The sequence below is a fragment of the Sulfidibacter corallicola genome (genome assembly GCF_017498545.1).
In the GTDB taxonomy this organism is placed as follows: domain Bacteria; phylum Acidobacteriota; class Holophagae; order Acanthopleuribacterales; family Acanthopleuribacteraceae; genus Sulfidibacter; species Sulfidibacter corallicola.
In genome coordinates this window covers 2,898,890-2,913,266 of record NZ_CP071793.1, presented here as the reverse complement: position 1 = coordinate 2,913,266, position 14,377 = coordinate 2,898,890, and the positions used below count along the sequence as shown (strand labels likewise).

At 60.8% G+C, this 14,377-nt stretch carries 4 protein-coding genes; 3 read left to right on the top strand and 1 reads right to left on the bottom strand.

Annotated features, from left to right (window positions below):
- The first annotated feature begins 4 nt into the window (after nucleotides 1-4).
- From J3U87_RS08375 to J3U87_RS08365, 3 genes are all read left to right on the top strand, one after another.
- Nucleotides 5-6,484 (top strand): carboxypeptidase regulatory-like domain-containing protein, encoded by a 6,480-nt coding sequence (locus J3U87_RS08375; protein ID WP_237382588.1) that lies wholly within the window; start codon nucleotides 5-7, stop codon nucleotides 6,482-6,484.
- 1,318 nt (nucleotides 6,485-7,802) lie between these two features.
- On the top strand, nucleotides 7,803-8,870 hold the full coding sequence (locus J3U87_RS08370; RefSeq protein WP_237382587.1) for a SpoIIE family protein phosphatase: 1,068 nt from the start codon (nucleotides 7,803-7,805) through the stop codon (nucleotides 8,868-8,870).
- Between the two features lie 349 nt (nucleotides 8,871-9,219).
- Nucleotides 9,220-12,054, top strand: coding sequence for a tetratricopeptide repeat protein (locus J3U87_RS08365; protein WP_237382586.1), 2,835 nt, complete (start codon nucleotides 9,220-9,222; stop codon nucleotides 12,052-12,054).
- 1,020 nt (nucleotides 12,055-13,074) lie between these two features.
- Here the strand turns inward: J3U87_RS08365 and J3U87_RS08360 are convergent.
- Complete coding sequence (locus J3U87_RS08360) at nucleotides 13,075-14,376, bottom strand: DUF4785 domain-containing protein (protein ID WP_237382585.1); 1,302 nt, start codon at nucleotides 14,374-14,376, stop codon at nucleotides 13,075-13,077.
- Between the last annotated feature and the right edge of the window lies 1 nt (nucleotide 14,377).

The following is a 14,377-nucleotide window of genomic DNA, read 5'->3' as shown; positions in this document are numbered from 1 at the left end:
TGCGATGAAGCCAGACCCCGTCGCGGAGGTGGTGCACGACCTCCACCGGTTTTTGGACCTGCTGCGCGGCAGCGGCTGGAAGCTGGAGGTGGGTCAGTACGAGGCGGTGGCACGCCTGGCCGAGCAGTTCGCCGCGGCGGGAACGTTGCCGAAGGACCTTCGCGACTGGCTGCCACTGATTCGTCCCGTGCTCGCCGGCACGGAGGAAGAACAGGATCGCGTGACCCAGTTGTTCGAGCCGTGGGCGGCCGACTTGGCCCGCGAGCGCGCCGAGGCCGCTCGCCGAAAGGCTCCAATGGAGGGACCGCTCGAAACGGGGCTGCCGGTCGCCCCGCCTGGTCGGGATGATCGAGAGGATGGCGGTGGGGATGTCCAAGCACCCCGACAAAGGAAACGATCTGGCCTGTTCCCGGCCCGAGAGGGCTTGGCTCTCCTGCTGTCCATCGCCCTGTTGTTGGCGGTGGTCTTCTGGATGCGGCCCCGGGTGAGGGTACAGGTGATCGATCATCTGGGTGTGTCCCTACCCGATGCCCTGGTCACCTTGAACGACAATGGGTATGGCCTCGTCACACAGAAGCGCTCGGACCCGCTTGGCCTGGTGGTGTTCGAACCGTCGGCGCTGTCCGACGATTGGCAGGTGGCGGCCGAAAAGGAGGGCTACCGCCGCGGCACCGGTGAGGTGCGTTTCGGAGGGATGAAAGAAGGGTTCCTGGTGCGACTGGAAGCCTGGCCGGCCTACTTGATGCGGCGCTTCGAGCAGCATCGGGCCTGTTTGGAAGCCAGGGGCTTCACCCTGCTGCAGGATGCGCATGCCGGGCAATCCAACAGCCGTTACCAGGAGCTCGCGGCCGAAATCGAGAAAGAGATCAACGCATGCAGGGCGGAGACCCCGGCCGCCCCGATCGATGTCGAAGGCGCAAAACAGGAGTTGTTTGCGCTGATGAAAAGCGTGATGACCGCGGGCCTGGAGGGGGAAGTCGATTGGGCGAGCTCGGATCTGCTGGCTGCACGGGTCGAGCGCGCCAAGCAAAGCTTGCGAGACCTCGTCGACGAGCCATCCTGTCAGCCATGTGCTCAGGAATTGAGTTCCCACCTGTCCCTTGTCCGGCAGGAGTTGGCGGCCGCCGTCGCGCGAAATCGGAAGTCCAACGAACCCGACCTCCGCGCGATCCTCCGTACCCTCACCGAGTTGCGCGCTTCGGGTTTTTCCTACCTGAGCCCGTTTCAGCGGGCCTATCGCCGCTATTATCCTTGGATTCGCGGACTTGCCTGTTTTCTGTTGCTGGGATGCTTCGCCATCTGGCTCTTCAAGCGTCTCGATGTTCGCGGACATTTTTTGCTGGGCCGCGGTGCCGATGCCCTTCCGGCCGACGAAAAAATCCAGGTGAGCGGCAGGCCGCCTCCCGTGTTCTCCCTGGCGGAACTGCGCCGATTGGCACCGCGGTTCCGCCGCCCCGTGGCCTATCCGCTCTATGTTCTGGATGCGGCGCGCACCGTCCAGGCCACGGTCGAGCAGGCCGGGATGTTCACGCCGGTTTACCAAACGGCCAGGACCCCACGCGAGTACTTGGTGTTGCTGCATCGGTCCAGTCTTACCGATCATCAGTTCCGCCAATTCGAACACCTCTTGGCGGCCTTGGCCGATTACGGGGTCAACCTGACCACCTTTACCTATGCCAACAACCCCAGCCTGTTGCAGCAGCGGGACAAGACCGTGACCTTGCAGGAACTGTTGGGACGCTACCCCGATCATCAACTTTTGCTGTTTTGCGATCCCGGCAGTTTGGTAGACCCCATGACCGGACGCCTCCACCAAGGCTGTTCCCTGTTCGAGGCCTGGGCCTCCCGAACGGTGTTCACGCCGCTGCCGACCATGGAACGGGGTTATGCGGAGCAGGCACTTACCGACTTGGGCCTGCCCGTCGTCCCTGTTTCGGCCTTTTCCCTTGCCGGATATTTCGGCGGACCGGTCGCCAACGATGATGTCGATCCTTTGCTTTCGGAGCGACCCCGGATCTTCACCGGTCCCTTTCCCAAACTTTTGCGAGATCGACCCGCCACTTGGATTCGCCCCACGGCACCGCGGCCTCGGGAGATCGAATCGTTGGTGACCCAATTGCGCCAATTCCTGGACCCGCCGGGCATGCTGTGGCTCACCGCTTGCGCGGCCTACCCCGTCATTCAGTGGGAACTGACGTTGTACCTGGGGAAGGTCCTGACCGACTCCGAGGGTGCATCGCTTTTGAACGTGCCGCGCCTGGGGGCTTTGGGGCGGCTGCCTTGGTTTCGCGAGGGTTGGATGCCCGATTGGCTGCGTGGCGCCCTGTTGGCGGCGGCGCCCGAATGGGATCGCAGCCGCATTCAAGCGGCGATCGAGCGTCTTTTCAACGAGCCTGGCAAAGCGGGAGAAGGGGCCACGCTGAACATCGCGCGCCGCGCAGACACCAGCCGCGCTCGGCGAACCGCGGCCGAGCCGTTGGACAGTCCGTTACGCGACCCCGTTTTTTTTCAAGCGGCAAGTGGTCGCAAGCCCGTGGCCATGCGTTGGCGCCTCTCGAAACGGTGGCGTGCCTTCCTATACCCGGATGGCAACCCCTTGTTCGGCATGCGCCCGCGATGGCCGGGCGTTTTGGTCGGGGCGACCGTACTGGCGATTTGGTTCCTCCTGCCCAAGCCGCTTCCGGATTTGCCGCTCGTGCCCGATTTCCTGCCGACCGTGGTGCAGGAGGGCAGGATTCTCGAGGCCGAAGCCGAAATCGGCCTGGCATTTCGTGGATTCGAACAGGCGCTCGCCCACAACAGGAGCGCCTTGTTGGCGGATACTTCGCTGTCCGTCGCCGATGATTTGGAGGCAGTGGATTTTCGCGCGGATCGCGCACTTTACCTCGCCTGGTTGGCCGATCAACTGCGCCGGCGGACGTTCTTCGCACCGTCGCGAAACGAATGGGTCCGCGAGGGCGATATCTTGACCTTGAAGGCTCGCTTGCCCGTCCCACCGGAATTGTTCATGTCCGGAATCGCCGGCGCATTGACCCCGCCGCAGCAGGGAGAAGTGGTTTCTTTTGCCGACGTTCGGGTCGGTTGGACGCGACGCCTCGCATTCGCGAATCCGGTCGAGGATCTCGATGCACTGAGGGCTTACTTCGCGCGGTTCGAGGGCGTCCGGAACATCGACGAGGCATTCGTGGTTTTCCAAAACGCCGCCTATTTCGCGACCTTCGTGGTGGAGGGTTGGATCGCATCCGAGGAGGGATGGGCCTCCCCGGAACGAGACTTCTCGAATTTCGTCTCGTCGGTCGAGGTTCCCTTGGAGGGGTTTGCACCCGAGACTGTGATGGTCGACGCTGGACGGGGTCCCTTCACGACAACCGAGTTCGTTTATGGCGGCCAAGAAACGGTGCGGGTGATGGCGCGCTACGGGACCTTCGAGGCCAACGCCGAGGTTCGTTTCGATTCGGGGTCGATCGCGCAACCCACGTCGAAGCCCTTCGGCTCGATGCGGGTTTTCTTTCCCGACGACGAACAGGGCACCACCGCGCTGGTGGTGGGGCCGGAGGGAGACGCCTTCCTCTATGCGGCCGGGGGGAACCGTGCCCAATTGGATTTGGACGCCTTCATCGGCGGCCTGGTGGAGATGGGGTGGGTCGAGCGGTTGCGATGGGCCGTGGTGCGTTCGGAAAACTCGGATTACCTGGATGGTCTTGCCCGGTTCTTGGCACGGGGGCCCTTGGCTCCGGATTTCGAACTCTTTCACCCGAATTTTGACGGGCTCGCGGCCAGAGATCCATCCACACGTTATGTGACGGCGGCACAGGGGCACCAAAGCTGGAGGGAGGATCCGTTCTACGTCTTCAAACCCGAGTGGCAAGGACGCATCGCCTGTCTCGATGGCGGCGAAGGGTGCGGCGTGCGCTTCAAGGACTTCGACATGTGGCTCGGCGCGGGATGGGATCCGGAACAGGAAGATGGTGTCGATGTCCTGGCCTGGGGGGACTGGGATGATAAGGATGCTCCCGAGGTGGTGAAACGGTACAGGCCAGGGGTGTGCATCGTTCAAAATGGCCGAGTTCCCAAGGGGAGTTTGGACATGTTGAGTTGGATCAATTTGGTGTCCGACATAAAGAGCATCCCGGATCGTTTCGGTGCCGAACCCAAAGTCTATCTCACGAACCGGGTCGGGGATCGCGACGACCTGGCTGACGGCGTTCTAGACACGGTGAGCTGGGAGAACGGGCCCAAGGCGATCACCCTGCAAACGGATGGTTCCCACTACCGGGTTTCCGGGTTGAAAATTCGGCCATTCGCGCAGCGCCTCTCCGACGGCGAGGAAGTTCCCGCGAGCTTTCCGGGTTTGGTGTTGGGTGCTTTTCTCGAAGTGAACGAAACGGGCAGGGGCGGTACGGTCGCGCTCTATCTCAGCGAGGATGCCAATTATTTCGGGACCGAGGTGAGGGGTTTAAATCCCGGGCCCCTCGCATTTGGCGATCGAAGCGTGGAGGGCGCACCTGGCTATCGCCGCCTCGCCCTGTCGGAAGAGGGTTCAGGCCGCTATTCGCTGGATTTTTCTCCCGCCTACACACCATTGGATGGTGACGCATCCTTGTTGAACCCCGCCGGCGATGCGATCCAGAGAGGTTCTTTTCGGGTCGAATTCTATGACGGGGAGCTGCCCGCCGAATCCGAGGAAAGCTTCTCTGCCGGCCGATTGGTCCAGCGAAGCGCGCGGCTCCGCGGGCGCGTGAAAGGAACCCAAAATAACGAATTGGATCTTGCGAGTGACCGCGGCACCACGACCATCAGGGGCGAGCCTCCCTTGCCGTGGGTCGGCCAAACGGTGGAAGCGACGGTTCGCATCACCCCGAACGGGCTGGTGATCCCGCCCAACTACTACGGCCGCGACACCTACGGCTTTGTGGTCGTGGAACCGGAACCCGCCCCCGACGACGAACCGCAAACCTCACCCGAGGGCACCGGCGCTTCCGATAGCGGCACCTCCGATAGCGGCACCTCCGAAACCGGCACCTCCGATAGCGGCACCTCCGAAACCGGAGTTGGCGACCCACCGACCTCGATCGGACTCGACCAGTTGGGAAACTATGTGGCCCAACGCGTCGCCGTCGAAGGAGTGACGCTCTCGCCGACCGCATACGAGGGCATTTGGAAAATGACCGATGCCCGGGGATCTCGAGCGGAAGTGACGCTCTCGCTCAATTGGACGCGCGAGATCTCCGTGGCGAACAAGGAGCCCACGCTTTGGAACCTGGCGGGAATGGTCCAGAAGCAGGGGGAAAAGGCCTATTTGGCGGTGGATAACCGGAGCGATGTGCGGAAGGTGCCTCGCGAAAGGGTGTCGGGCTCGGTGGTGCGCAACGTGTTCATCACCGAGGTGATGCGCGATCCGGGGGACAGCGCCGATACCAATGACGATGGGGTGGTGGACGCCCTGTCCGATCAATTCGTGGAAATCCTGAACATGGAAGGCCAGGACCTCGACCTGAGCGGCTGGATGCTGTTGGTCAACGGGTATCGCTGGCTCCGGTTCCGCGAAGGCGCCGTGCTTCGCCAGGGTGAGGCGGCGGTGGTGTTTGGCGGGAAACGCGTGCGGCGAGGTCCCGACATTGAATACACCACCATCGCCGGGCTGGTGGTCGATGCCGAAAATCGGCCGTTGCCCGGAGTAGCGGTTGAGATTGTTCACGAACCGCTGGCAATCAGCCACGTGGTGTTCACCGATATCAATGGCCGCTACGAGTGGCGCAAGGCACGAATCGGTGGCCCCTACACCATATCTGCGTACACTCCGGATTATCGGCGAGAGGTAAGAACGGAGATTGATGCATACTCAGGGGAGATTCGAGAGGTTGGTTTTCAAATGTTGACGGAGGAGCCGGAGAGTCCGTTAAAAGCTCGCCTGACAGGCCGAGTGGTGGATGTGAACCGGGATCCCCTGCCTGGTGTGTTGATGTCTTTTGTTCACGATCTGTCGGGCCTTACCCGCAATGCGGTGACCCGGGCCGATGGGCGTTACGACGTACGCCTCTTTCATGTGGATGGCTCCTACACAGTGACAGCGGCCATGACCGGATTCCAAACCCTTCGGTCCGAGATCTCACTCAAAACAGGGGAAACCCGCGAATTGGATTTCCAAATGGACCCGAGCGAGATGGATGATGAAATGGTGGTGACGGCGTCTCGTGACATCGTCGTCCCAATGAGTTTCAACTACATCGCCGATCCGGTGGTGCCGCTGAACTTGGCGTGGGGTGATGTGGTTTTGGTGGACGGCCAGGGCAGGGAAGTGGACCGCACCCGCTACCAATCGGCCGAGCCGGTGCCGGGCGTGTCCGACGCCACCAGCGGCTACGAGCGCCGCATGCAGCACGTACCGCAAACGGTGGGCAATCCCTTCACCCCTGGAGCCGATGTGGACTGGAAGCCCTTTCTGATTCGGCCAATCGACGATTCACGGGAGCAGGGCCAGTGATTTGAGAATCACGAACAAACGCGGAAGGCGCCCAGCTCGATTTCGGGAACGAAACACCCGACTTGGTTTCTGACGAAAGGCCACGGATCCTTCTCCCAAAAACTGAAGCAAGAAACCAAGAACCATGGAAACCAGGATGGGAACAGCATTTGGTGGCCCACCCTGTATTTGCTTTTCCTGGTTTCCATTATTCCTGGCTTCCTGATTTAGCTTCGACGCCGGCAAGACCCATCGCAGGCCGAATGCACCCATTCGTTCCAGGAGAGCGACACAGATTCACGGGAGCAGGGCCAGTGATTTGAGAATCACGAACAAACGCGGCAGGCCACGGCGAAAATTCGGTTTGTGATATTTATATGAGGTTTGTTCTTAGGCCTGTTTCAGAGAAGCAAATGGCGCGAGTTTGACGGCGGTCACGAAAGTTTTGAGCAGCGGCGTAAAGGGGTTTTCAGCGGAAACCGATTTCGATAGACTCGTCTTAGATCGTAAAAAACTGCTCTCAAAAAAGAAAAATAAATTTCGAGAGCCTCGATTCCGCCCTTCCGGCCACTTACTCGGCCGAACTTCACGCTCTCTCATGCCAAACCGTCCCTTTTGACGGGGCCCCGCCCGTGAAGGTCGAAGCCGCCGAAGTCATTCGGTGGCGCCGGGTGTAGCAGCCAGGTTTGCAAGTATGCTCAAAATGCCGTGAAGCTCACGTTTTTGCTCTTCCACGGCATGCTTTTCTTTCTTTGAAGCTCTTCCTCTCCTAGATTAAGCCCGTGCGGCATCAATGGACCTTCGCGATCCCAGGGCGAAGCGTTTTTCATACTAAGAGGTAGCGATACGGAATATCACCTTGGGCTTTCGAGCCCATCGAAAAGCGTAGCCAGTCCGCCGGCTATGGTTTCCCTTTTTCGCGACATCGCGACACCTTCGACAGCTCGATTCGTTCGCCGAGCGATGGATTCTCGACCGTTTTTCCCGCGTCGAAATCACACCGCCGCCGGACTTGCCGTCCGGGCTGGGAAAAGGTGTCGTAACCAACGGGAAAAAGTACGGAAAGGCCTCGGATTTATAAGGCTAAGCCCAGTCATCAAACGTAGTTTAGAAAGGGGGTCGACACCGGTGCGACGCCTGACAGCGACACGATCGCCGCGGCTCCTTTCGCCTTGTTCGTCTTTTTGTGACAAGGTGCGGCGATTGTCTTTCGAACGATGCACGCTCCGACCGAACGGACAAAAACGCGTGAGGAACCCGGTCGGATACAAAAAGTGTTTATGGACTATCGAGGATTTCTATGGCAACGTTAACGAGCTTAATGGAACTCGGTCATCAGATGGAAACTAAATTGCACCCGATGGAAAAAGTCTTTCTCACCCAGTTTTTGCGTGACTATTTAAATCGATTCAATGCATACAAAATGAGTTTCGGTTTTCGCAAAGGTGCCTTCGAGTTCGCGGGTCAGTCCCGCAATACCAATACCGCGCATTTGGGGGACAGCGAATACGATCTCGAGCCGTTGCTCGAGGCGTGCAAAATCCCCGATCACGTCAGCATCGGTGGCGATTTCGTCGTCGGTTTCGACTACGAACCCTTGACCGAGACCAGTTCTCCCACCAGGGAAGTGGGCTTATCTATATTCGACACGGCCAACCACGGTTACGAGGCGTTTTTCCTGGCGGGACACATACGCGGGCTCTTGCTCAACATTCTCGATGCCCACATTCGCGATCGCCGCAAGATCGAAAACCATATCTTCACCGAGCTGAACGAGCTGCTCAAGGGTCCGGTCACCCAGGAATTGGTGCGCAGTACCAATCCCAGTCGCGCCACACGGACGCGGGGTGCGGTGGGTCTGCACGGTCAGTTCCACGTGGACACCGGCGCCTTCAATTTCGTGTGCACCGGATTGCCGGTCTTCTACTACAGCTCGCAACGCAATCGCTTCTATTACCTGGAGCCCAACAGCGGTCCGCCCCTGGGTTATTTCTCCCATACCGACGAATTCTACAAACCCTATGTGCCGCACAACGTGCGCCTGCACGCGGGCGATTACCTGATCCTGGCGACCGACGGCTGCTTCGAGTCGGAATGCCTCGAGGATTTCTGCCCCGCCTTGGGTTCGCCCGATCATCCCATCGGGTATTACCGCTACGAAGACAACGCGGACATGAACAGCATCACGCAATTCGATCTGTACCAGGCCGATGAAAACCTGATCAGCGAGCAATCCGATCCGGACATCCACTCGTTCTGCCATTTTCTTCAGCCCTATGTCAAAGCCGGGATCGGCGCCCACCTGATCGTGGAGCACGTGCTCAACGCGATCAAGGAAATGCCTTATTTCCACTTCGACGACAAATCGCTGATTATCGTCAAGGGCTTGACCGACGAGGAGATGTAACCCGGTCCCCCGCTAGCCGCGAACTTCGAAGCGATCGCTCCGAGTGAGCCGCTCGCGGTCGCGGCCAGCAAACCACCACGTATTTTTTGTGAGCGAAGCGTGGCCTTTCCAACGTTGATGACCTGGAGGGTGGCGGCTTCGCTCTTCTGCTTTCGTACACCCGAGTGGGCGCGACGATTGCCGCGCGGCTCTCGAAAAGCGTGTCGCCGGGACCCGGGTCCGCCGACGCAAGCCCGCGCCGAGATCCAAATTTCCGTGATAGAATTTCTGCGAAACAAGTCCCTCGCAACTCAATACCCAACCTTCAGGGAACATTGGCCCATTCCAGGCAAGCCAATCGGGAACGCCTATGTCCGAGAAAAAGCCAAACCCCAGCGAAGCGGAATGTGCCCAAACCCCTCAGGAGCGGACCCTCCCGACGGAATCGCTGCCGCTCCAGGATGGGGTACAGGCCTCCCCGGTCCAGACTTGGGAACCCACTTTGGATTTCGAGCCGGTGGCTGTGGATCCGTTCCCGGATGCGTTGGCCGACGGCGATCGGGAAGAAGCCGAAATCAACGACAAGCTGGCCCCGGGTCCGGTGATCGGACCCTTTCGTTTGATCCGGAAAATCGGGCAGGGCGGCATGGGCGAGGTCTATTTGGCCCAACGGTTGGGAACGGGTCGTGAAGGCGATTCACCTGGCGGCCGAGGCGCTGCCGGCAAGGGTGAGTCCGTCACATCCCTGACGGGCGAAGGCTTCAACCAAAAGGTCGCGTTGAAGCTGATCAAGCCCGGCCTCAGTACCGAAGACATCATGCAGCGCTTTTTCAGGGAACGCAGGATCATGGCCGGGCTGGACCATCCCAATATCGGGCGGTTCATCGACGGCGGCGTGAGTGATGACGGTCGGTCCTGGTTCGCGCTGGAGTATATCCGCGGTGAGAAACTCGACGCGTACTGCAGGAAGAAAAATCTCTCCATCCGGCAACGGCTGGAACTGTTCCTGCCCATCGTTCAGGCGGTGGAATACGCCCATAGCCGCCTCATCGTGCACCGCGACCTGAAGCCTTCCAATATTCTGGTCGACGAGTTCGGGACCCCTCATTTGTTGGACTTCGGGATCGCCAAACTGCTGGAGGAAACCGAGGAAGAGGCCCTGACCCGGACCGGCGCCATGATCATGACACCGGACTACGCGGCACCGGAACAGTTCCTCGGCCTGATGATCACGGCCGAAACGGATATCTACCAGCTCGGTTTGGTGCTCTACCTGCTGCTGACCGACCGCAAACCCTTGCGCATCAAGGGCAGAACCCTTCGCGAGATGGAACGGGGCATTCTCGACGGTGCGCCGCTCCTGCCCAGTGAGGCGGTGATGCAGGACGGCGGCAAGCCCGTCGATTTCTTCGAATACGGGGACATCTCTCCCACGCAACGCCGTCGCCAACTCAGGGGTGATCTGGACTGTATCGTCATGCGTGCCATCGATACGGAACCCCAGCGGCGCTACGGCTCGGTCAACGCATTCGGTGCGGACATCCGCAATTACCTGGAAGGCCGACCCATTACGGCCCGCAAGGATTCCCTGCTCTACCGGTGGAAAAAGTACTGCAATCGCCACAAGACCGCGCTGAGTATCGCCGTTCTCTTTTTCCTGGCGATCGGTGCGCTCACCGGTTACTACACCTATCGCCTGGCCAAGGAAAAGGGGATCGCCCTGTCCGAAGCACAGCGGGCCGAGGCCGCCCGGGTCAAGGCGGAAATGGCCAACAGGGAATCGGCGGAAGTCGTTCGCTTCATGCAAAGCCTGTTCGCCCACAACGACCCTTCCAAAACCGGTGGCGAAGAAGTGACCGCGCGCGAGTTGCTGGAAACGGGTGCGGACCGGATCAGGCGCGATTTGGCCGGGCAACCCGCGACTCGGGCCCGATTGTTGACGGCCATCGGTGCCGCCTACGCCAAGTTGGGGTTCTATCCCCAGGCCGAACGGCATCTCGAGGAAAGCCTGCTTCACTGGCGCGATCACCAGCGGGGTGGCCTCAACCACGTGGAGGCCTTGGCGGCCTTGGGTGAGCTCTACATGTACATGGAGCGGGAAAACGAGGGTGCCGCAAAGCTGGAGGAAGCGGCCGAATACATGCAGACCGCCGGTCTCACCAATGTCACCTTGGGCGAGGTCTACGGCCTCTTGGCGGTCATGTACGGCCGTGAAGGGAAGATGGACGAAGCGGAGCGGCTGCATCGGGAGGCCAACGCCATTTTCGAATCCCAGTTGCCGGAAACCCATTTTCTCGTTCACACGGCCCGATACAACTACGGGTATTTTCTCTACCGCAACGGGAAATATCCCCAAGCCGAAACCCTGCTGCAAAAAGTGGCTCGGCTCCGCGAATCCCATCTTCCGGTCGATCACCCCGACCTGGGGATTTCCTACAGCGGCTTGGGCAATCTCTACGCAAAGATGGGTCAACCGGAGAAGGCCGCCGCCTACCTGGAAAAGGCCCACACCATTTTCACACGGGTTCACGGCGAATTTCATCCCTTTACGCTGATCACGCTCAACAGCCTGGCCCTGGCCTGTATCCAGTTGGCTCGGTTCGAAGAGGCGGAACGGTATCTTCTGAAGATCAAGGCCAAAAAGGAGCGGGACTTCGGCGTGGGTCATGCCCGTATGGCGGTCACCCTGGTCAACCTCGGCCGATTGTACTTCGAGGCCGAGGATTTTGTGCGGGCCGAAACGCATATGCGCCAAGGCCATGAGATCTACACCAAACATGTGGGCGAGGATCATCCTCGGACCGCCCTTGCCGGCATGAGCCTGGGGAGGGCCCTCATCGCCCTGGACCGCTTGGCGGAGGCGGAAGACCTGCTCGTGAATGCCAGGGGGGTTTTGGAGAAGATCTACGGAAACGATCACTCGAACCGGGCCGAATGCCTGGCGCACCTGGGTCATCTCCGTCAGAAACAGGGGAAACCCGCCGAGGCGCTGGATCTCTTCAACGAAGCACTGGATGTGTTTCATCGGGCCTTCGGCGAGAACCATCCTCAAATTGCGCGGCTCCTGCTCGAGCGGAGTGTGGTGCGTGGGCAATTGGGGTTGAAGGCCGATGCGGATGCCGATTTGGTCCGGGCCCTCAACATGCCCGGCCTTTCCGACGAGCTGAAAAAGGAATTGGAACGCGCGAAGACGGAACAGTACTAGAAGGGCCCCTGCGCGCCAGGTGGAATCAGCGGGTGCGGTAGGCCCCGGTTCGTGAATGATGCGAAGCGATTCATGCGTGGGGCGGCTCCGCGAGGGGTTTCTCGAAGGTGGTGCGATCTCCCTGAAGTTGTCGCCGCTTCTGTGGTCCCTTGAGGAGTTCATGCCACATTCGGTGGGAGTCTTCATAGTCCCGCCCCGTTGGGGCTGGGGTTCGGGATCCTCGAACAACCAGGGTTGCGTCGCCTCCGGCTCTTTAACCGGATCGCCGGACCGCCTTCGCTGTATTGTGTCGTCCCTTCAGGACGCCCGCTGGTGGCGTGCCTGCGGCACGCGTTTTTATGTATAGCCATCCAAACATTCGGTTGGCCATCCCTCCAGGATTGGCCGCGAACGGTGCCCATCCAGGCATCCGGTTGGTCGCGAACGGTGCCCATGGAGGCATCCGGTTGGCCGCGAACGGTGCCCATGGAGGCATCCGGTAGGCCGCGGACGGTGCCCATCCAAGTGACCGGTTGACTGCGAGCGGTGACCATGGAGGCATCCGGTTGGTCGCTCACGGTGCCTATCCCGACATAACGCAAGGCTGGGATGGGCCTGCCCCGGGTCGCGCTGAAGGTGCGACCGGACGTCCCTTTGGACCACCATTTATTTAAAACGCGTGCCGCAGGCGCGCCACCAGCAGGGACCCTGTAAGGGTCACACATTACAGCGAAGGGTAAGGTGCCGCAGAGGCACCGCAACCCTGGTTGTTGGGAGTTCCCGAAAACCAGCCCTGAAGGGGCGGCTCCGCGAAGAAACCTCCCGGTGTAGGCCCGAACTCCGGTGAGGTGCTTCGATCTGTGCTCGGTCGCTTCGATTGATACCTTTCATCGGAAACCCAACGAAAAAAAGGCCGCACCGAAACGCGTTCCGATGCGGCCATCCCTGGGAGTTTGACGAAGACGGAAGGGTTTCCGACTCCGGTCTGCAATGAGAGGGATCGCGCCGACGGGGGTCGGCACTAATTGGTTGTGCCCGTGCTCAGTCGATGGCCTCCACGCGCAAGGCCTGGGCCTGGCGATGCAGCAAGCCCAGCCGATCCTGGTGGATCAGGCGCAGGTCGCGAACTTCGAAGGGCGCACCCACCGCGGCCTGCTCCAGGGTTTCCCCATCGAAATGCAGGGCCAGGAGGCGTTGCCCCGGTTGGAACCAGTCGGCGGCGTGGGCCACCGCGACGGGTACCATGGCGCCGGTCGCATCGGTCCCGAACAGGATGCCGCGCGCTTCGAAACGGCCTGCCGAACCGACTTCCACTTCGAGACCGGCGACGAGTGCGTTTTTGGTCAGGCTGACTTCGGCCTTGCCGGAAAACCGTGCGGTGGGCTCGGTCAGGGCGAAGGCGGTCGCCACGTCGCGACGCACCTTCCGGACGCCGTCATCACCGATCGCGGTGACTTCGACCCGCCACAATCCGGCGATCGCGGCTTCGCGCTCGCTCAAGGTGAAGGGGGACAGTTGGTTGCGGGCGTCGAACCGAAGCGGATGCACCTTGCCGGTGGGCGAGACGATGCGGCCTTCCAGCGAAACCGTGGTCAAGGTCGAGGTGTCGCTGAGCCAATCGGCCTGTAGGGCAATCGGTTCGCCGGGCAGATAGGTGTCGCGGCCGGTTCGCAGACCGAGCGCCACGTCGCTGTGCTTTTCCAAGACTTGGATGACGTAGCGGTCCTGGCGATCGTGGTTCATGTTGTCGGCGAACAGCATCACTTCGCCGGAACCCACCTGGCCCGCCAGTTTGAACATGGTGGTCGCCACGGGCATCTGCTGTTTGCGTGCGTTCTGCAAATCTTCGAGCGCGGCCAGTTTCTCCAGGCCTTCCGCACCGCGGAAGACGGTTCCGTTTTTCGCCACCAGCGTGACGTCGTGGGGGTCGATGGCCGCTTCGCGCAAGGCCACGCGATCTTCGCCGACCGCGTTGATCGCGATCACCGCACGCGAGGTTTCCAGCGGCAGGGCGATGCCGTTGCGGAAATCCTCGCCGCGAACGAGGAGGCGGAACCCCTTGCTGGTGGCCTCGTGGCTGCGGTAGTTCAGGTCGATTTCGGTTTCGCGCTCGATCGGCCAACTGAAGCGAACGGCCTCACGGGAAGGCGCGGGCGCCACGGGGTGGGCCTTGGCGGTGGTCCGGATCACGCGATCCGCGTGCAGGTCCGCGTCTCGGGTCGGTTCGAGCTGGACGGGGGTGCCGCCCCAGACGAGCATCGTCGAGGCCAGGCCCGCGCTCAACAGGCCTCGGGTACCTTTGTGCCAGATGGTTTCCAACTGCTTGAAAATGGTCTTGTTCATG

Bases quoted from the DNA above. Each gene is read 5' to 3' on its own strand.
- J3U87_RS08360 (WP_237382585.1), bottom strand. From the start codon at position 14,376: ATGAACAAGACCATTTTCAAGCAGTTGGAAACCATCTGGCACAAAGGT.
- J3U87_RS08375 (WP_237382588.1), top strand. From the start codon at position 5: ATGAAGCCAGACCCCGTCGCGGAGGTGGTGCACGACCTCCACCGGTTT.
- J3U87_RS08370 (WP_237382587.1), top strand. From the start codon at position 7,803: ATGGAAACTAAATTGCACCCGATGGAAAAAGTCTTTCTCACCCAGTTT.
- J3U87_RS08365 (WP_237382586.1), top strand. From the start codon at position 9,220: ATGTCCGAGAAAAAGCCAAACCCCAGCGAAGCGGAATGTGCCCAAACC.